The organism is Megasphaera sp. DISK 18, assembly GCF_001682955.1.
Lineage (GTDB): Bacteria > Bacillota > Negativicutes > Veillonellales > Megasphaeraceae > Megasphaera > Megasphaera massiliensis.
The window spans coordinates 21,213-40,672 of the sequence record NZ_LUGJ01000006.1; the positions used below are offsets into that span (position 1 = coordinate 21,213).

16 protein-coding genes are annotated in these 19,460 nt (G+C 51.3%); 5 read left to right on the forward strand and 11 right to left on the reverse strand.

Features of this window, described 5'->3' with window-relative positions; translation table 11 throughout:
• Window positions 1–11: 11 nt before the first annotated feature.
• From A0U42_RS01390 to recG, 6 genes are all read right to left on the reverse strand, one after another.
• Window positions 12–1,262 carry a glycosyltransferase family 2 protein gene (locus A0U42_RS01390; protein WP_044503201.1) on the reverse strand — a complete coding sequence of 417 codons (1,251 nt, stop codon included), beginning with the start codon at window positions 1,260–1,262 and terminating at the stop codon, window positions 12–14.
• Between the two features lie 20 nt (window positions 1,263–1,282).
• Window positions 1,283–1,954, reverse strand: coding sequence for a phosphatidylcholine/phosphatidylserine synthase (locus A0U42_RS01395; RefSeq protein ID WP_065359584.1), 672 nt, complete (start codon window positions 1,952–1,954; stop codon window positions 1,283–1,285).
• Entirely contained in the window at window positions 1,951–2,604 is a 654-nt protein-coding gene (locus A0U42_RS01400) for a phosphatidylserine decarboxylase (protein ID WP_044503203.1), read from the reverse strand. The genes A0U42_RS01395 and A0U42_RS01400 overlap by 4 nt, the downstream gene beginning before the upstream one ends.
• A gap of 14 nt (window positions 2,605–2,618) precedes the next feature.
• Complete coding sequence (locus tag A0U42_RS01405; RefSeq protein ID WP_176698831.1) at window positions 2,619–3,350, reverse strand: WecB/TagA/CpsF family glycosyltransferase; 732 nt, start codon at window positions 3,348–3,350, stop codon at window positions 2,619–2,621.
• Window positions 3,351–3,368: 18 nt separating this feature from the next.
• Complete coding sequence (gene guaB / locus A0U42_RS01410) at window positions 3,369–4,832, reverse strand: IMP dehydrogenase (RefSeq protein ID WP_044503204.1); 1,464 nt, start codon at window positions 4,830–4,832, stop codon at window positions 3,369–3,371.
• A gap of 119 nt (window positions 4,833–4,951) precedes the next feature.
• Complete coding sequence (gene recG, locus A0U42_RS01415; RefSeq protein ID WP_065359585.1) at window positions 4,952–6,991, reverse strand: ATP-dependent DNA helicase RecG; 2,040 nt, start codon at window positions 6,989–6,991, stop codon at window positions 4,952–4,954.
• A gap of 135 nt (window positions 6,992–7,126) precedes the next feature.
• Between recG and rpmB the strand changes: the two genes are divergently transcribed.
• Complete coding sequence (gene rpmB / locus A0U42_RS01420) at window positions 7,127–7,318, forward strand: 50S ribosomal protein L28 (RefSeq protein WP_044503206.1); 192 nt, start codon at window positions 7,127–7,129, stop codon at window positions 7,316–7,318.
• Between the two features lie 162 nt (window positions 7,319–7,480).
• On the opposite strand, the gene A0U42_RS01425 is transcribed toward rpmB, so the two are convergent.
• The 3 genes from A0U42_RS01425 to ppsA form a co-directional block, all read right to left on the reverse strand.
• Window positions 7,481–8,308, reverse strand: coding sequence for a pyruvate, water dikinase regulatory protein (locus A0U42_RS01425; RefSeq protein ID WP_044503207.1), 828 nt, complete (start codon window positions 8,306–8,308; stop codon window positions 7,481–7,483).
• A 2-nt stretch (window positions 8,309–8,310) separates the two neighbouring features.
• A complete protein-coding gene (locus tag A0U42_RS01430; protein WP_044503208.1) occupies window positions 8,311–8,949 on the reverse strand; it encodes a helix-turn-helix transcriptional regulator in 639 nt (212 codons plus the stop codon).
• Window positions 8,950–9,138: 189 nt separating this feature from the next.
• Window positions 9,139–11,541, reverse strand: coding sequence for a phosphoenolpyruvate synthase (ppsA, locus tag A0U42_RS01435; protein ID WP_065359590.1), 2,403 nt, complete (start codon window positions 11,539–11,541; stop codon window positions 9,139–9,141).
• Between the two features lie 330 nt (window positions 11,542–11,871).
• On the opposite strand from ppsA, the gene A0U42_RS01440 reads away from it, so the two are divergent.
• Window positions 11,872–13,950: a transglycosylase domain-containing protein gene (locus A0U42_RS01440; RefSeq protein WP_065359586.1), complete on the forward strand. Its 2,079-nt coding sequence runs from the start codon at window positions 11,872–11,874 to the stop codon at window positions 13,948–13,950.
• A 558-nt stretch (window positions 13,951–14,508) separates the two neighbouring features.
• Here the strand turns inward: A0U42_RS01440 and A0U42_RS01445 are convergent.
• Both A0U42_RS01445 and cytX read right to left on the reverse strand, forming a co-directional pair.
• Window positions 14,509–14,712, reverse strand: coding sequence for a hypothetical protein (locus A0U42_RS01445; protein WP_044503211.1), 204 nt, complete (start codon window positions 14,710–14,712; stop codon window positions 14,509–14,511).
• A 135-nt stretch (window positions 14,713–14,847) separates the two neighbouring features.
• Window positions 14,848–16,011 (reverse strand): putative hydroxymethylpyrimidine transporter CytX, encoded by a 1,164-nt coding sequence (gene cytX, locus A0U42_RS01450; RefSeq protein ID WP_065359587.1) that lies wholly within the window; start codon window positions 16,009–16,011, stop codon window positions 14,848–14,850.
• A gap of 239 nt (window positions 16,012–16,250) precedes the next feature.
• Between cytX and A0U42_RS01455 the strand changes: the two genes are divergently transcribed.
• From A0U42_RS01455 to A0U42_RS01465, 3 genes are read left to right on the forward strand one after another with little or no spacing between them, the layout of a single operon-like run.
• Window positions 16,251–17,390 carry an efflux RND transporter periplasmic adaptor subunit gene (locus tag A0U42_RS01455; protein WP_065359588.1) on the forward strand — a complete coding sequence of 380 codons (1,140 nt, stop codon included), beginning with the start codon at window positions 16,251–16,253 and terminating at the stop codon, window positions 17,388–17,390.
• Window positions 17,391–17,404: 14 nt separating this feature from the next.
• The gene (locus A0U42_RS01460) at window positions 17,405–18,109 is read left to right on the forward strand and encodes an ABC transporter ATP-binding protein (protein WP_065359589.1); all 705 of its coding nucleotides are present in this window, start codon (window positions 17,405–17,407) and stop codon (window positions 18,107–18,109) included.
• Window positions 18,099–19,316, forward strand: coding sequence for an ABC transporter permease (locus A0U42_RS01465; RefSeq protein WP_044503215.1), 1,218 nt, complete (start codon window positions 18,099–18,101; stop codon window positions 19,314–19,316). The genes A0U42_RS01460 and A0U42_RS01465 overlap by 11 nt, the downstream gene beginning before the upstream one ends.
• Window positions 19,317–19,460 lie beyond the last annotated feature (144 nt).

A 19,460-nucleotide genomic window follows, 5' to 3' on the forward strand; every position in this document is an offset into this window, starting at 1 on the left:
AATAAAGCCTCCTACTTTTTATTTTCCTTCCGCAGCAAGGCTGCGCTTTCATACGACAGTGCTCGTGTATGCAGGGTGTGACTCCATTTCATCTTATGCCGATCCTTGAACCCGAGGAAGTTGACGGGAATCCAGCTGTACATAAAAATCGGATAGATGATGAGATACAGCCAAGATTTACGAGGAACCTTGATTTGCAGTAAGACGATAATAGGAATAAGATACTGCCCGACGCCAATAATCGACCAGATTTGAACAGGTACAATCGTATTTAAAATATTGGTATAAAAGGGCCAGTAAGAATTAAGCCAAGCCAACAGGGCGTACACCGTCGAGCCCATCATAAAGAAAGGCTGCGACAAGGTAAGGATGCCGTCAAGCATACGAATATTCCCGGTCTTGATGCCCCGAGCAAACAACTTAGGAATAAAGCGTTCGCCGCAGTCACACTGCCCTTGAGCCCAGCGCTTTCGCTGACGGCAGGACTGCATGAAGCCAACGACCTTTTCGTCATAAATGATCGCGTCATGAGCCCAACAGGTGCGCACGCCCTCGAGGAGGACCTTCATGGAGAATTCCATGTCTTCCGTCAAGCATTCGCAGCCCCAGCCATACTTGCGGACAATTTCCGTGGCAATGCACATACCCGTACCGCCTAAAGCCGTCGACAATCCGATATTGTACTTGGCCAGGTGCCACATGTGGTTAATCAGCCAAAAAGCAATGGAAAAAGTTCCGGCAATCCAGGAATCGGTCGGATTCTTAGAATCCATGTAGCCTTGGATGACCTTCTCCCCTTTCAAGAGGTGATGGTTCATTTCCCGCAAAAATTCCGGATGGACTAAGTTGTCGGCATCAAAGACGACGAAGGCATCGTACTGTTTTTCTTGAGCCAGCATTTGAGAAAACATCCAGTCCAAGGCGTATCCCTTCCCGACTTCTTCCTTATTGGTCCGAACTTTGACGATAGCACCGTGATCCCGGCAAATATCCGCCGTATTATCCGTACAGTTGTCGGCAACGACGTAGATGTCGTACATATCCTTCGGATAATTAAGCTGTTTTAAATTGTCGATGAGCTGCCAAATGACGCGCTCTTCGTTATGCGCACAAATGACGGCAGCGAACGTATGCTTGGGGGCTGCCGTACTGTGCTCGCGCCGCTTCATCAAGCCGAAGCAGGCCAACGTAAAGTAATATAGTGAATAAAAAACGATGATGACTTGTATGGGTATCATAACGATATCCAAAATATGTTCCATATGCGACTCTCCCTAAATACTTAGCGAGCTGCTGCGACGTTCATGGCCGTATTGACTAACCCGAAGATAATGTACAGTAAGAATGGCAGGGTAATAACCAAGTGCCAATCGACGTACAGAACTAAGGCACCGATAATCACAGCAATAGCCAGCGCCGACTTATGGAGCACATCGGGACTGGCACCTTTAAAGTCGGGGTGATGAACCTGGCTGACCAGATTATACCCCAAGAGGACGACTAAAATCGCAACCAGCCAAGCCGGAAGCACAGCCCCGGAAATGACGAAGGTAGCAATGAGGCAGCCGCCGTTCGGAATGGGCATGCCTTGAAAATAGCCGTGGACGACGCCGGTATTGAGATTAAAACGCGCCAGGCGAATGCCGCCCAAAGCAGCGTAAATAATAGCAGGAATCGCGCCGACCCAGCCAAGGGACTGTAAAGAATAGATATAAATCAAGAACGCCGAGGCAGCCCCAAAAGATACGACGTCAGACAGGGAATCCAGTTCCTTGCCGAATTCACCGGCCACGCCAAGAGCTCGGGCCGAACGGCCGTCACAGGCATCACAGACGACAGCCAAGAGGATGCAGATCCCGGCCCAAACGTATTCCCCATGGAGTGTCATCATCATACTCAGGACGCCAAAACTCAGATTGCCTGAGGTGAACAGACACGGTATTATCTTCTTCATGAAACAATCCTCCCTATCACCGATTCACCGCCGCGAACTTTATCGCCTTTTTTGACGGTGATTTCAACGTTGTCACGTACATAGATTTCTGCACAGGACCCGAATTTTATCATACCGTACAGCTGGCCGTGCTGTAATTCATCGCCTAACGTGACCCAGGAGACAATGCGCCGGGCCAGGACACCGGCAATAATATTGACTAAAATGTCCGTACGAGTTGAATGAATACCGATAGAATAGCGTTCATTTTCATAACCGACACCGTCTTTATAGGCCGGACGGAATCGACCGCACGTATATTGCTGGAAGTCAATCGTTCCCGGAAGGGGTGCCCGATTGACGTGGGCATCGAAAATAGACAGGAAAATAATGACTTTCCGACACCTTTGATTCAGATAGGTGTCTTCATCGACCTCTTCGATACCGACAACGGTACCGTCAGCCGGCGACACTAATAAACGGTCATCCGTCGGCGGTCTGCGCCGGGGATTCCGGAAAAAATACATAAAATACAAGGCCAGCAAAGCCGGCAGGACTGCCGCATAGGCATTGATGAACCAGCCTGCCGCCAGGGCCAGTAAAAGCGGCACAATGATAAATGGGTAGCCGTCTTCTACAATATAAGGTTTGTTTAAGACATCACTATTCAATTTATCACCTCAACTCATTGGCTTCGCTTGCTGCCCTTTACAGCCAGTACAAACCGCGGCAGGGCCAGCATGCGCTTAAAGCGTGTCGGCTCTTTAAGAAGACGATAGAGCCATTCCAAGCGGTTTTCCTGCATCCATTTCGGAGCTCGAGCTGCTTTGCCGGCTAAGACGTCAAAGGTCCCGCCGACACCCATGCAGACGCAGGGTCCGAGTTCATACAAGTGCTCGTGTATCCATTTCTCTTGCTTCGGCACGCCGAGAGCGACTAAAAGGATTCGAGTCCCTTTGCTGCCGATATCTTCGATAATTTGTTTTTCTTCATCATCGGAGAAGAACCCCGAATGAGTCCCGACGACATTGAGCGGCCCGAGCTGCTTCTGCATATTGACTGCAGCCTGTTCAGCAATGCCGGGAGCACCTCCAAAGAGGTAGACAGCCGTTTGGCGTGCAGCTGCTTCTTGCAGCAGACTGCACGCCAAATCGACACCTGTAACGCGTTCTTTAAATTTCTTGCCCTGTTGTTCTGCAGCCCACAAGACACCGGCCCCATCGGGAACTACCAGGTCGGCCTGCTGCAGGATCTGCGCCAGTTCGGAATCGGACTGGGCCCGCATGACCATCTCCGCATTGGCCGTCGCAATGGAAGCAGCACGGCCTTCGTCGATACATTTGAAGGCCAGTGCCTGTGCTTCTTTCATGGTGACGTTGTCGATGGGAATGGACAAGATATCGATTATACTAGTCAACGTATCCCTCCGCCCTGCTTAGTTTACGCTGTAATTCGGAGCTTCTTTCGTGATATTGACATCATGGGGATGGCTTTCACGAAGACCGGCTGCGGTAATCTGGATGAACTGCGTATTTTCAATCATTTCCTTGATGTTGTGGCAGCCGCAATAGCCCATGGATGCGCGAAGACCGCCGACCATCTGATAAATCGTATCGGCAGCAGGTCCTTTATAAGGTACACGGCCTTCAATGCCTTCCGGAACGAGCTTCTTCGAATTCGAATCTTCCTGGAAGTAACGGTCTTTACTGCCCGATTCCATGGCAGCCAGGGAACCCATGCCGCGGTATTCTTTGTAGCTTCGGCCCTGGTAAATAACCGTTTCGCCCGGGCTTTCTTCTGTACCGGCAAGGAGGTTGCCCATCATGACGACGTTGCCGCCGGCTGCAATGGCCTTAGCCATATCACCGGAGTATTTGATGCCGCCGTCGGCAATGATAGGAATGCCATAGCGCTGTGCCACCTTTGCACATTCGTGAACGGCCGTAATCTGCGGTACGCCGATACCAGCGACGATACGGGTCGTGCAGATGGAGCCCGGTCCGATACCGACTTTAACGGCGTCGACGCCACATTCAATGAGGGCTTCCGTAGCCGCACCGGTAGCGACGTTGCCGGCAATGACCGGAAGGTGCGGATAGAGCTTTTTGATTTCTTTCAACGTATTGAGTACGCCCAAGGAATGGCCGTGTGCCGTATCGATGACGACGACGTCAACTTTGGCAGCGACGAGAGCATCGAGGCGGTCGGTCATGTCATGGGTGACGCCGACAGCGGCTGCGACCAAGAGGCGGCCGTTGCCGTCTTTCGCCGAATTCGGATATTTCGTAGCTTTTTCAATATCCTTAATCGTAATCAACCCCTGCAGGTTGCCTTCTTTATCGACGAGGGGTAATTTTTCAATGCGGTGCTTGCGGAGAATTTCTTTCGCTTCTGCCAGCGACGTGCCGACCGGAGCCGTAATCAGATTTTCCTGCGTCATGATGTCACCGATACGGCGGCTCATGTCTTCTTCAAAACGCATATCACGGTTGGTAATGATCCCGACGAGTTTGCCGTCGACCGTAATAGGTACACCGGAGATGCGATATTTCCCCATCAATTCATTGGCATCGGCCAAGAGATTATCCGGGTGAAGGAAAATGGGATCGATGATGATGCCGTGTTCCGACCGTTTTACCTTGTCGACTTCACGGGCCTGAGCTGCAATGGACATATTCTTATGAATAACGCCAATGCCGCCTTCGCGGGCAACGGCAATAGCCATAGGGGCTTCCGTTACCGTATCCATACCAGAACTCATAATAGGAATATTCAGTTTGATATCGCGGGTCAGGTTCGTTGATACGTCCACTTCTTTCGGAAGTACGTCAGACTTAGCCGGAACCAAGAGAACGTCATCAAATGTCAAACCTCTCATACCAAATTTATCAGATCTCATATTTGCACCTCTGTTTTGAAAAATATAAGAAATAAAAGGGGTAAATCCCCTTAAATAGCTTATCCCTTATTATAACTGAAATCACCTGTTCTGTACATAATTTTAGAGCAATTTTCTCGTCAGTTGTTCAAAAGTCCGGCAAAGGACTTGCCAAAACGCCGCTTCAGCGCTTCTTCTGCGACCTCCGGATTTCCCGAGGTCTGCCACCACTGCCGTGCTTCATCGCGGGCCGCTTCCAAGATAATTATATCGTTTATGATGTCGGCAGCCTTTAAGTCGGGCAGACCGTGCTGAAGATAGCCAAAAAGCTGTCCCGAGCCGCGAAGAAGTAAATCCTTTTCAGCCAGGGTAAAGCCGTCGTGAATCGTTTCCATCCATTTGAGCCGCTGTTTCGTCTCGTCACTGCCGCCCTTGGCCATAAGGATGCAGTAAGCCTGCAAATCACCGCGTCCGACACGGCCGCGAAGCTGATGGAGCTGGGCCAGGCCGAAGCGCTCAGCACCGTCGATGAACATGACGGTCGCATTGGGAACGTTGACGCCGACTTCGATGACGCTCGTCGCTACCAAGAGGTCGATATCTCCCTTTTGAAAGGCCTCCATGACGGCCTCCTTTTCTTTTCCGGCCATGCGGCCATGAACGAGGCCGCACGTGCGGTTCTTAAAGAATTTATGACGCAGCTCTTCGTAAAGGTCGGTCGCGGCCTGAAGGTCGACGGACTCCGAGGCCTCTACCAAGGGACAGACGACGTAGCACTGCTGGCCGGCTTCCATGAGCTTGTCCATGAAGGTATAGACCCGCCGGCGCAAGGCTTCACCGACAGCGTAGGTCTTAACCGTCTTTCGTCCCGGCGGCAGTTCGCGGATGGACGACACGTCGAGATCGCCGTACAGCGACAACGTGAGGGTCCGGGGAATGGGCGTTGCCGTCATGAATAAAGCATGGGGCTCCTGCCCTTTCCGGGCCAGGGCCGACCGTTGACGAACGCCGAAGCGATGCTGTTCATCAGTGACGACCAATCCCAGGCTGCGAAAGACGACATCTTCCTGGATCAAGGCATGAGTTCCGATGAGGATATCAATCGTACCTTCTTGAAGGTCTTCTAAGAGCTGCTGCCGCTCTTTAGCCGTCGTCCGGCCGGTTAAAAGGGCGATGCTGACATCGAGGCTGTCAAATAACCGGAGAAATTCTTCATAATGCTGAGCCGCCAAAATCCCCGTCGGCGCCATGAGCGCCCCTTGGTAGCCGTTTTCGACGATTTTGGCCAGGGCCAGGGCTGCGACGACGGTTTTCCCCGATCCGACATCCCCTTGGACAAGGCGCTGCATGGCCACTTCACTTTCCATATCATTTTGGATATCTAAAAAGGCCCTCGTCTGTCCTTTGGTCAGCCTAAAAGGCAGGTGCTCATAGAAAGCGCGGAGCAGACGGCCGTTGGGGCCGCATTTGATGCCCTGCCGCTTCCCTTCACGGTGACGACGTAATAAGAGGCCGAGCTGCATATCGAAGAGTTCTTCAAAGGCCAGTTGGCGGCGAGCCCCTTCTTTTGCCTCCATAGAGGGCGGAAAATGGATCGTTTCATAGGCTGCCAGGGACGGCATCTGTGAAAAATCCGAATGGCGCCCTGCCTCCCAACCGGGTAGGATGTCCAAATGAACCGCCGCTATATCAAGGGCCCCGCGGACGGCTTTTCTCACATCCTGCTGCCGCAAACCGTCCGTCAGGCCATATACGGGGACAAACCCGGAGCCTTCCACCCTTCCTTCTTCCGTATCGGGCGAATTCATCTGTCTCCGGCCGTAGGCCCATTCTAATTTCCCAAAGGCGGTCAGAGTCATGCCGACCTTAAACAGCCGTTTCTTGAAGGCCTGGTTGAACCAAACCAACTCGACAGCCCCGGTTCCGTCGCTGAGGGCAACTTTCAACAGCGACAGTCCCCGTCTCGGACGTGCCTCCTGAACGGAAGCCACGGTACCGCATAACAAGACGGCTTCCCCGGTACCGCACGGCGCCTGGCCGATTGGCCAAACGTGGCTGCGATCTTCATAATCGCGGGGAAAATACTGCAGGAGATCGGTCACCGTCGTAAGATGCAGCCGGGCAAAAAGCGCTTCCTTACGCGGTCCGATGCCTTTAATATCACGAATAGAAAATTCCATAAAAAAACTCCTTGTCAAGAACTTTCATTTATTGTATCATATTTTGTAGGCTTTTTATAAATAAAACTTGCGTTGCCCTATGATTTATGATAAGATTTATACGTTGTACTGTGATGGTGCAGGGAGGTGTAACTAATGGCAAACTTTTGCGAAGTATGTGGTAAAGGAACAATGAGCGGCATGAATGTCAGCCATTCCCATGTAAAAACGAAAAAAACCTGGAAACCGAATATCCAGCGAGTCCGCGCTATCGTCGACGGCGAAATTAAACGAGTTAACGTCTGCACTCGTTGCCTTCGTTCCGGCAAAGTCCAGCGTGATGTTTAATGACTATCGAAAAAGCGTTGCCTACGAAGGCAGCGCTTTTTTAATGTCAAAAAGATACCGAAAACGCCGCCCTTCATCACAAGGAATCGAGTCCTCCAGACGAGTAAAAACAAAAAGGATTGGTCCTCAGACCGAATCCTTTTTTATTTTCCCCGGAAGGGCTTATCCCTCATCAGGGTATAGTTCCTTATTTCGTTTAACGATTTCCATGACTAAATTAGCCGTTTCTTCGATAGCTTTCGACGACACGTCGATGATCGGGCAATGGAGGCGCCGCATAACACCTCTGGCATATTCTAATTCTTCGTTGATCCGCTCGATATTGGCATAGCTGGCATTGGCATCGAGCCCCATACTGCGCAGCCGTTCCGAACGAATGAAGTTCAGTTTAAAGGGATCGATAATCAGGCCGACGATTTTACGGGCCGGGATCTGGAACAATTCAGGCGGCAGGTTGACTTCCGGTACGAGAGGAAGGTTAGCTGCCTTGACCCGTTTGTGTGCCAAATACATGGACAAGGGCGTCTTCGAGGTCCGCGATACCCCGACAATGACGATATCGGCCTTCAAAAAGCCCATGGGATTCTTGCCGTCATCGTATTTTACGGCAAATTCAATAGCTTCGACACGCTTAAAGTATTCTTCGTCGAGCTGATGAATCATCCCGGCCTTCAACGTCGGTTCTGTATCGGTCAATGTGCCGACACCGGACAGCATAGGCCCGATGATGTCGACGACGGTGACGTCCGTATCGGCCGTAAGGTCCTTCAATTTGCGCCGCAAAGCCGGAGAAATGATGGTATAGCAAATCATGGCCTTATCGGCTTCTGCCTTGCGGACCAATTCTTCGATCTGCTGGTCCGAGCGTATATACGGTACACGGATAATATTAAATTCTTGTTTGTCGTATTGGCTTGCCGCTGCCCGGGCGACGCGTTCTGCCGTCTCACCCAGGGAGTCGGAGCAAGCGTAAATAATCGGCTTTTCCAAGATTATCTCCTCCCTAACCCACATTCTACAAACAGGCGGTTAATATTGGTCTTTGAAATTCTTCCGATGACCTGCAGTTCTTTTTTATCATCTTCATCACTGGTGATAACGTTGACCACAGGCAGACAGTCGATTTCATATTCATTTAAACGCTGGGCGGCGACGATAGCCTTTTCATCAGGCTGTACATAGATCACCTTGCTCACCGGCGTCATGACCATCCTCACCGGCAGCGTCCTCAAATCATTGCTGCCCATAGCCGTCTTCAACAAATCCTTTCGCGATACGACGCCGGCCAGGATATTGTCGGTCCCGACGAACACCGTCCCCACATCTTCTGTAAACATGGCGATAATAGCGTCATAAGCGCTCGTATGCTCGCCGACGATGACCGGCTGAGACAGGCAGGAATCGATGGTAATATCCGTAATGGCCCGCGAAAGCAGGTCTTTTTCCTTATTGCCTGTAAAAAAGTAGCCTAACTTCGGACGCGCATCAATCAGTCCCAGCATCGTCAAAATGGCCAGGTCTGAGCGCAGGGCCGCCCGTGTCACATGAAGGCGATTGGCAATATGCTGGCCTGTAATCGGACTGTTTTCCTTTACAATCTGTAAAATTTTTTCCTGACGTTCCGATAACATAGCGTCTTTTCACCTCCTATGTACCAATAGCACTCTCATTCGCTTACTATCATATCATATATAGGGATAATCCGCGATATAAAGTATACATTATTTATAGTCACATCATATCGAATAGTCCTACCCGAAAAAGGCGGTCCAATCATTTCGTTGGACCGCCTTTCTTCGGCTCACTTCGTCACGGGACGATTACCACGTATAATCTTCTGTGTCAACACGGCCTCTTCCGGTCAAGGAATCGAGGAGGATTCGCTGTTCGACCTGGGCAATATGCTTACGCGTCGAGATGACGGCATCGGGATTGACGGAAATGGAGTCAATGCCGCTCTTGACCAAGAATTCTGCAAAATCAGGATAAACGCTCGGTGCCTGACCGCAGATAGAAACGGTCTTACCGTCCTTATGGGCCACTTCGATGAGATGGCGGATAGCTCGTTTGACGGCCAAATTCCGTTCATCAAAGAGAGGCGCTACGGTATCATTGTCGCGGTCACAACCCATGACCAGCATCGTTAAGTCATTAGAACCGATGGAATAGCCATCGACGAACTGATTGAACTGGTCAGCTAAGATGATGTTCGACGGAATTTCAGCCATAAGCCATACTTTAAAGTCCGGACCGCGATGGAGGCCTTCCTGTGCCATGAGGTCGACAACTTTCTGCATTTCATCGACACGGCGGCAGAAGGGAATCATGACGTTGAGGTTCTTGAAGCCATATTCTTCACGGACTTTACGAACGGCCTGCAGTTCAAGTTTAAAGGCTTCTACGTATTTAGGATCGTAGTAGCGGGATGCACCGCGCCAGCCGAGGAGAGCGCTGCTTTCTTCCGGTTCATATTTATCGCCGCCTTTAAGGTTGCGGTATTCACTCGATTTAAAGTCACTCAGGCGCAGGGTTACCGGACGCGGAGCCAAGGCCTGGCAGACTTTGCGGATCCCTTCGGACAATTGGTCGACGACGTGGTCCGGACGGCCCGTTTCGATGAGATATAAGGGATGTTCATGAATGAAGGTCGTCCAAATAAATTCTTCACGCATGAGGCCGATGCCGTCACAAGGAAGAGCGCCGTATTTTTCAGCCAGGTCAGGATTGCCGAGATTCATATAAATCTTAGTGCCCGTAACCGGTACCGATTCGGCAGCGACGACAGTCGTACCGGAAGCACCACCGGCAGCTTCTGAACCTTGCGGTTTGATCAAGTCGGCGACGACGCCTTCATAGACAATGCCATTGGTAGCGTCGACAGTGATTTCAGCTCCGTCGGGAATGGCCGTTGTCGATTCGACGCTGCGGCTCTTGGTCCCAACGATACAAGGAATGCCCAATTCGCGGCTGACGATGGAAGCATGGCAGGTCATACCGCCGGCATCGGTGACGATAGCTTTGGCTTTCTTCATAGCCGGAACCCAATCGGGGGCGGTCATGGTCGTAACCAGGATTTCTCCGTCTTTGAATTCCGCAATCTTCGACGGATCGAGGATGACGTGAGCTTTGCCGGCAGCACTGCCCGGACTTGCCGGAAGGCCTTTTACGATGACCTTGCGGTCTGTCGTCACTGCAGCAGGTGCCGCAGCCGTTTCGGCCTTTTCTTTATTCTTCTTCGACCAAACCGTTTCCGGACGAGCCTGAAGGAGCCATACCTTATTGGTCCGTTCATCGACGCCCCATTCCATATCCATGTAGCAGCCGTAGTGTTTTTCAATCTTCTTAGCATATTGAGCCAGTTCTCGAATCTGTTCATCCGTAATGACCTGCTGTTTCTGCAGTTCCGGCGGAACGAGGCGTTCTTCACAGTCGCCGCCGGGCTTACGGACTAATTCAACAGGTTTCGTATTGACCATTCGCGACACGATAGACAGATCCTCCTTGCGAATCTTGAAGTTATCCGGCGTAACCGTCCCTTGGACGACGTATTCGCCAAGGCCCCAGGCCCCTTCAATGGTAATCGTCGTATCGTCACCGGTAACCAAATCTACGGTGAACATGACACCGGCCGATTTGGAGAACACCATCATCTGGACAGCCGCACTCAAAGCAACGGACAGATGGTCAAAACCCTGTTTCGTGCGGTAATAAGTGGCTCGGTCGGTAAAGGTCGAAGCATAGCATTCCTTTACTTTCTGGATGACCATATCGGCCCCCTGGACATTGAGGTACGTGTCCTGCTGACCGGCAAAGCTGGCATCGGGCAAGTCTTCCGCCGTAGCACTGGAGCGGACGGCAACAAAAGGCTGCGCTTCGCCGACTTTCTTCCCTAATTCTTCATAGCTCTTGCGAATTTCTTCCGCTAAGTCGGCCGGCATCTGAGCATCACAGATAGCCTGACGGATTTTTGCCGTCACATCGCGAAGCTGAACGGCATCTTCCACGTCGGTCAACCCTTTTAATAATTCCGGAATCTTCACATCCATGCCCGTTTCATGCATAAAATGACGGTATCCGGCAGCCGTCGTTGCAAAACCATAAGGAACGGGAACGTCCGTCTGGGACGTCAATTCACCGAGAGACGACGATTTGCCGCCTACGAGAGCTACGTCAGCTCTACGCAATTCATCAAACCATAATACATACGCCTTTTCTCTATCCATTGCCATCTTCTTTACCTCCTGCCGGTTCATTAAACCGTATATGCTAAATTGTCTTTTTCATACGTTTATAGTACGCTAATAATATCACAATGTCAATAGTTTTTTCAAAAAGACATGATACTCTCTTTACAAGAGTATACTATATATAAAAATATTTCATATTCAGTGTAGCGTAAAACGTTTTAAAAACAGGGGTTACTTTAAAGTTTCTCAACCTCTTCCATATATATAGGATAATAAAGCCGATTGTGGTATAATAAGAAGCTAGTAATATTTCAATTTATATATAATAACCTTATAATGAGTACAAACGTCATGTAGGAGGAAAAAATGTATACACCCAGACGCAGAGCAAAAAAAGCCAAAGAGGCCGGTCCATTCCGCCGCATCCGCCTTTTTATCGCCTTATGCCTTGTCGTTTTTGCCGGCTTAGGGTTTGGCTATATTTTTGCTGCTTATCAAAGCTTGCCGACGGTAAGCAATAGCATGCGGCCTGCCGTATCGTCCCAGGTCTTCGATGCCCACGGGCGGCTGATCACAACCCTTCATTCCGATCAGAACCGGCTTCCTATCGATATCAACAAGGTTCCGCAAAATCTGCAGAACGCCTTTATCGCAGCCGAAGACAACCGTTTTTATCAGCACATCGGCATCGATCCCATCGGCATCGTCCGCGCCTTGTTCACCAACCTGACCAACCGCGGTATCGCCCAGGGCGGCAGTACGATTACGCAGCAGCTCGCAAAAAATGCCTTCCTGTCTCAGGAACAGACGATGAAGCGAAAGATTCAGGAAGCCATGCTGGCCTTAGAAATCGAACAGAAGTACAGTAAAAAAGAAATCCTCGAAATGTACATGAACCAGATTTACTTCGGCCAAGGCGCCTACGGAATCCAGACGGCTGCCAAGACATACTTTAATAAAGACGTCAGTGAATTGACCCTGACCCAGTGTGCCCTCTTGGCCGGCCTTCCCAAGAGCCCGAACTACTACTCTCCTTTCAATAACCTGAATGAAGCTAAACAACGGACCAACGTCGTCCTCGACCAGATGGTCAAGTATGGCTACATCTCCGCCTCGGAAGCCGAACAGGCCAAGAACCAGGATCTCGACCTTTCGAAGAACCACCAGGCTCAAGAAAGCGATGAAAATGCATCCTTCATCGATTACGTATCCCAGCAAGTTGCTCAAAAATACGGTGACGACGCTCTCTACAAAGAAGGTTTGAAGATTTACACGACTCTCGACGTCGACAAGCAGCATGCCGCTGTCCAGGCCCTTCACAACCTGCCGGACAACTATACCGATGAAAATGGTCTGACTCAACCGCAAGGCGCCATTGTCTCCATCGATCCCAAGACCGGCTACATCCTGGCTATGGTCGGCGGCCGCGGTCAAGACAGCTTCAACCGCGCCAGCCAAGCCGTCCGCCAGCCTGGTTCCGCCTTTAAGCCCTTCGTCTATCTCACAGCCCTGCAGCATGATATGACGCCCGATACGACGATGGAAGATAAACCCCTTACCTACGGCAGTTGGAGCCCGAGAAATGCCAGCGGCTCCTACCGCGGTTCGATGCCGTTAAGCGTCGCCTTAGCAAACTCGGTCAATACGATTGCCGTCCAGCTCGCCGATCGTGTCGGCCTCAGCAACATCATTGCCAACGCAAAAAAAATGGGCATCACCACCCTCGACGATAAGGATGACAACCTGGCCATGGCTCTCGGCGGTCTGACCCGAGGCGTCACGCCCCTTGAAATGGCCAGTGCTTACGGCACCTTTGCCAATAAGGGCGTTCACGTCAAACCGACGGCCATCATCAAAATTCTCGACCGCAACGGCAACGTCCTTGAAGATGAATCAACCCTCGAAAAAGAGGAAAACAAGACTCGCGTCATGTCCGAAAAAGAAGCCTATGAAATGACCGTCATGTTAGAAGGCGTTATCGACTACGGCACCGGTACCGCCGCATCGCTCGGACGCCCGGCCGCCGGCAAGACCGGTACGACAGACGACAATAAAGACGCCTGGTTCGTCGGCTATACACCGGATATCGTAACGGCCGTTTGGATCGGTGACGATACGGGTTCACACAGCCTTGGCGAAGTCTACGGCGGCACCATTCCGGCTGAAATCTGGAAAGACTACATGTCGTCTGCTGCATCAGACGAACAAGACCGGGAATTTTCCGTTCCGGCAGGTATGGAACGGATTCGCGCCCGGGCAGCCCTCTCCAATAACAGCGCCCGCGTCACAGACGACGCAAAAAAAGCGTCGGATACAGAAAAGAAAGACTCCGACGATAAAGAAAAGACCGACGAAAAAGCAGAGTCCCGAAGTGAAGAAACATCGCGACAGCCGTCGGAAGAAGCACGAAGACAGCAGGAAGACAGTAACAACAAAGCACAGTAATGCCAAAAGAGCAGCCGCACCACAAACGGTGCAGCTGCTCTTTTTCTGTTGTCCGGACCTTACTTTTTTTTTCATATATAAACAAGAGACAGGTCCATCTTCGCTGTAACCTCCCCCGAACCGGCTGTGATATCCCATTTTTCGTAGAACCTGATAGGGGCCCGCTTTTAGTACACGTATATAGGCTCTTATCCTTCCACACAGACTGAATCTACGACGGCTATTAGCTTCGCCGTCAGTCCCCGCCAGCGGTGATCAGGATGTATCGGCCCGCGTCGACGATACTCCCATCATACCGATAGCGGATGACTCCGACGATAACTGCCTCATCAGAGACGAGTTTCAGTATCGTCCCATCGACAAAAACGTACCTGAAGTTGTCTTCCGTTTCCGGAAGCGCCGGCACATCGAATTAGCCAATGAAGGCAGCCTCCCTCAATTATATTTATTATCCCAAAAAAGGAGGCGTCATTCATCCAAAGGCCCCTAAAAAAAAACAGCCCCAAACGGAGCTGCTTTTAAGTCACACAAACCTTTTTATGAGATTATGGAGAGATGTTAGTCGATGCAGTAACGGGAGAAAATTCCCTTAAGAGTAAAGCCGTGTTTTTCTTTTTCCTGACGGACGGCCTGTTTCTGTTCGCTCATCGAAGCGACGAGGGCCTGACCGCGGCAGTAAATTCCTTCACCATTTGCCGAGCCGTCAAAGGGCAAGGGCATCATGGTATTAATCATATCGTCGAACGTGTATCCTTTATTCATAATGAAAGCCTCCTTTAAAAGACTTCAATAACAATTATCAGTTGTTGATTATAAGTTTACACGTTTCTCCCTTCTGCGTCAACCGAATCGCCAGATTAATTCGGCAACCTAACTATTCGCTAAAGGGATTCATACTCAGACTTTGACAACCTTATGGATGATCGTGCTGAGAATCATGATGATGACGACGACGGGAACGGTAATACCGACCGGCGTGTCGACGCTGAGCAAGTAACGGTACAAGATGACGCCGAGGAGCCATAAAACGATGTTAAGCCAATTGACACTTTCTGCCGTATGGTCTCTCTTTAAAATAAAGAAATCTGCCAAGAGGATGGCCGTCATCGGTGCAAAGACCGAGCCGATGAGGTAAAGGAAATCTTGGAATTGTTCAGGAGCTGCAAACACAGCCAGGACAACACCGAGAACCGTCGCGGCAAGAGCCATGATCTTATCGGAGGCCTTGGGAGCTAAGCTCTGGAAGCTGACGCCGGCAGAAAAGGCATCGAGGAAAGTCGTCGTAACCGTCGACAGTAAGACGACGAGAATACCGGCGATTCCCATCCCGGCCTGGAGCATGATGGCGGCAATATCGTCCTGTCCCGTAAAGAGAGCCGCGCCCATGCCGATGATGAACATCCAGGAACTAGCCACGAAGTAAGCACCGCAGCTGGCGGCTGTTGCCAAGACCGGCTTCTTAGCCGTCCGCGTATAGTCTGAAATAATCGGAAGCCACGACAAGGGCATGGCGACGGCCAGTTCGACGGCACCGCCGAAGGTAAGTTCACCGGCCGGAACGGTTGGCGTACCGTTTTGGAAAACGACCATACTGAGCATAATCGTCAAAATAAACAAAGCTGCCATGACGACGACATTGACCTTGCTGAGATTCTTGAGGCCCAGGATAATCCACAAGGCGATGAAAGCACCGATAATGATACTCCACCAGGACATGCCGATGGCTGCGATGGTGTTGGCAGCCAAAGCTGCACTGCCTACCATGACGGCCGTCCAGCCGACAAGCTGGATGACGTTCAAACCGGCGAAGAGCTTGGCACCTTGCGTACCAAAGGAGATGCGCACCGTTTCCATGGCACTGCCTCCCGTCCGGCCGCCGATGAGGCCGGCCAGGTACATGATGATGCCGCCTATGATATGACCGAGGATAATCGCTTCCAAGGCCCGGGCAAAGCCTAAGGGGGCCAAGAGCATGCCGGTCAAGATTTCTGCAATGGAAATCCCTGCGCCAAACCACAGCAAGCCGTTGGAAAAGGCTGAGGTCTTTCGTTCATTTACCATATAGTATCAAACCTTTCTATTATAAATACTGTTATAAATAATAACCTATCTCAGTATACCACATTCTTTCGAAAAACCCTATGGAGAAGCGAAGATTTATCACAGTTTTAACTCACTTTACGATAACTGCGCGCTTTTTCTTTATCCTTCAACCAGTACCATGCTATACTGGTACTGATTATAAACTAAAAATTACTATTGGCAGCAAATTTCAAGTATTATACGTTTGGAGTGATATCATGAGAATAGACAAGCGCCTGAAAATCGCCATTGCCGCTGTCGTCATCGCCGCCCTTGCTTTTGACGGGTATACCTACTACCAAGGTCAGCAGCAGGCAAAACAAGCCTCTGCCGTTGAAACGGCTGAAGTCGTCCGTAAAGATCTGAAGTCGACCGTATCGGCCACGGGGACCATCAGTCCCGTCGATTCCGTCGAAGTATCGCCGAAGATCACGGCCCGTATCAGCCAGGTCTTGGTCAAGGAAAATGACTCGGTCACGGCCGGTCAAACCGTCGCCATCTTAGACGGTAAAGATTATGAAGCCCAGCGCGACCAGGCTCAGTACAAGGTCACCAATACCAAGGTGGAATATGAACGAGCTGAAAAGCTGTATGAGCTCGGCGCCGGAACAAAACAGGATCTGGACACGGCCAAGTTTAACTACGATACGGCCCTCAGTACCTTGTCAGAAGCTGAATCAGACGTAGCCGAAACGGTCATTACGGCCCCCATGGACGGCGTCGTCGTCGGCGAACCGAAGACGGTCGGTACCATGGCCGTTCAGGGCAACAGCAACCCGACGGTCATCATGCGCATTGCCGATACGTCAAGCAAACAGATCTTAGCCCAAGTCGACGAAACGGATATCGGAAAAGTCCAAGTAGGACAGGAAGCGACCTTTACGGTCGACGCCTATACAGACCGCACCTTTACGGCCCGCGTCTCGAAGATTTCTAAGACTGATACCAGCAACACCTGGGATACGAACAGCTCGTCGTCTTCGTCCTCGTCGAGTTCCTCCAGCTCTTCGGCCAGCGTCATCTACTATTACGTCACCCTCGACGTCAGTGATCCTGACGACGTCTTGAAACTGGGCATGACGGCCCGCGTCGACATTACGACATCGGAAAAACAAGATGCCCTGGTCGTCCCCATCGCCGCTTTGAAGACCAATGATTCCGGCTCTTACGTCCTTCGCGTCAAGGATGACGGCACGACCGAACAGGTTCCGGTCAAGACGGGCATCTACAGCAGTGACTACGTCGAAATCCTGTCAGGGCTCACCGAGGGCGATAAGGTTTCCATTTCCTACACGGCCAGCAAGTCTTCTTCATCTTCCTCGAAGAGCAGCAGCCGTCAAGGGCCGCCGCCCATGTAAGGGAGGTCTTGGCTATGAATCCCATCATTGAACTCCAAGGTATCCAAAAAATATACCATATCGGAGGGGAAGACTTCGCCGCCTTAGCCGGCATTACCCTCAACATTGAAGAAGGGGAATTTGCCGCCCTCATGGGGCCTTCCGGCTCGGGGAAGTCGACTCTGATGAACATCCTCGGCTGCCTCGACAGGCCGACAGCCGGCTCGTATCAGCTGGGAGGAAAGGAAGTTGCCCACCTCAACGACGATGAACTCGCCGTCGTCCGCAACCAGCACATCGGCTTCGTCTTCCAGAACTTCAACCTCCTGTCGCGAATTACAGCCCTCGACAACGTCGCCCTGCCCCTGGTCTATGCCGGTGTCGGCCGCAAAGAGCGGACCGAACGGGCCATGGATAAACTGAAATCCGTCGGCCTTGAAACGTGGGCCCATCACAAGCCGAATGAACTCTCCGGCGGCCAGCGCCAGCGTGTGGCCATCGCCAGAGCCTTGGTCAACAACCCGCACATCATCATGGCCGACGAACCGACGGGCAACCTCGATACGAAGTCGACCAAAGATATCATGCGCCTCTTTGAAGAGCTCCACGAAGACCACAAGACGATCATCTTAGTCACCCACGAACCGGAAATCGCCGCTTGTGCGACCCGTCAGCTCCTCTTGTCAGACGGTAAGATTACCAAAGATGCCGGAAAGGGGGTCGTCATGGATGTTATTTAGTGAAAGCGTCCAAATTGCCATTACGGCGCTCTTATCAAACAAGCTGCGTTCCATACTGACCATGCTGGGCATCATCATCGGTGTCGGCGCCGTCATCGCCATGATTTCCATCGGCATGGGCGTCCGCCAAAACGTCACCAACTCCATTGCCAGCCTCGGCAGTAACATGCTCATCGTCATGCCGGGCTCAGCCAACAGCGGCGGCGTCCGCTCGGCAGCCGGCTCCAATAAAAAGTTGAAATACGACGATGCCGTAGCCATCAAGAAACAGATTAAGAACATCGACTACGTGTCGCCGACGGTCAACAGCTCATACCAAGTCGTCAACGGCAACCAGAACTGGAATACGTCGGTCTACGGCGTTACGCCGGAATACCTTCATATCCGTTCGCTTACCGTCCAGTCGGGATCCTTCATCACCCAATCTGACTTAAACTCGCGAAACCGCGTCGCCGTCATCGGTACGACAGTCGCTACCAACCTCTTTGATGAAACCAATCCTGTCGGCAAGACGATCCGCATCAACAACCAGCCGTACAAAGTCATCGGCGTCCTCGAAAGCAAGGGCCAGTCTTCCGTCGGCCAAGACCAGGACGACATGGTCATCGTACCCTTGACGACGGCCCAAGAACGATTGCTGGGCATTACCTACATCAAATCCATCAACATCCAGGTCTCCAGTGCCGATAAAATCGAACAGGTCCAATCGGAAGTCGAAGCCCTCCTTCGCCAGCGTCATCACATCACCAACGGCAAGGAAGATGACTTCAACGTCCGCAACCTGACCAGCCTCATGGAAACGATGACCCAGACGACGACCATGCTGACCCTGTTCTTAGGCAGTATCGCCGCCATCTCCCTCGTCGTCGGCGGGATCGGCATCATGAACATCATGATGGTATCTGTTACCGAACGAACCCGTGAAATCGGCATTCGCAAAGCCCTGGGAGCTACCTTCCAGAACATCATGATGCAGTTTCTCATCGAGTCCGTCGTCATCGGCGTCATCGGCGGCCTCTTGGGCGTCGCCTGCGGCGTCGGCATCGCCTTAGCCATTGCCGAGTCGGGCCTCTTTGAGACGGTCATTACGGCCGCACCGATTATTATTTCCTTCAGCTTCTCCGTCGGCATCGGCCTCTTCTTCGGCATCTATCCGGCGCGAAAAGCTGCCAAACTCGATCCGATCGAAGCCTTGCGCTATGAATAAAAAGAGGTTCTATAATAAATGTTGGGGTCTTGTGGACACTCCTGTTCACAAGACCCCTTGTTTTATATAAAATAAGACATATCCAACACTGCCAGTTAGCTCAACCACCACGAAGAACTGAAAGGAGTATATAGATATGTCTCT

Coding starts and splice junctions, on each gene's coding strand:
- A0U42_RS01390 (WP_044503201.1), bottom strand. CDS start 1,262: ATGGAACATATTTTGGATATCGTTATGATACCCATACAAGTCATCATC.
- A0U42_RS01395 (WP_065359584.1), bottom strand. CDS start 1,954: ATGAAGAAGATAATACCGTGTCTGTTCACCTCAGGCAATCTGAGTTTT.
- guaB (WP_044503204.1), bottom strand. CDS start 4,832: ATGAGATCTGATAAATTTGGTATGAGAGGTTTGACATTTGATGACGTT.
- recG (WP_065359585.1), bottom strand. CDS start 6,991: ATGGAATTTTCTATTCGTGATATTAAAGGCATCGGACCGCGTAAGGAA.
- rpmB (WP_044503206.1), top strand. CDS start 7,127: ATGGCAAACTTTTGCGAAGTATGTGGTAAAGGAACAATGAGCGGCATG.
- A0U42_RS01430 (WP_044503208.1), bottom strand. CDS start 8,949: ATGTTATCGGAACGTCAGGAAAAAATTTTACAGATTGTAAAGGAAAAC.
- ppsA (WP_065359590.1), bottom strand. CDS start 11,541: ATGGATAGAGAAAAGGCGTATGTATTATGGTTTGATGAATTGCGTAGA.
- A0U42_RS01440 (WP_065359586.1), top strand. CDS start 11,872: ATGTATACACCCAGACGCAGAGCAAAAAAAGCCAAAGAGGCCGGTCCA.
- A0U42_RS01445 (WP_044503211.1), bottom strand. CDS start 14,712: ATGAATAAAGGATACACGTTCGACGATATGATTAATACCATGATGCCC.
- cytX (WP_065359587.1), bottom strand. CDS start 16,011: ATGGTAAATGAACGAAAGACCTCAGCCTTTTCCAACGGCTTGCTGTGG.
- A0U42_RS01455 (WP_065359588.1), top strand. CDS start 16,251: ATGAGAATAGACAAGCGCCTGAAAATCGCCATTGCCGCTGTCGTCATC.
- A0U42_RS01460 (WP_065359589.1), top strand. CDS start 17,405: ATGAATCCCATCATTGAACTCCAAGGTATCCAAAAAATATACCATATC.
- A0U42_RS01465 (WP_044503215.1), top strand. CDS start 18,099: ATGTTATTTAGTGAAAGCGTCCAAATTGCCATTACGGCGCTCTTATCA.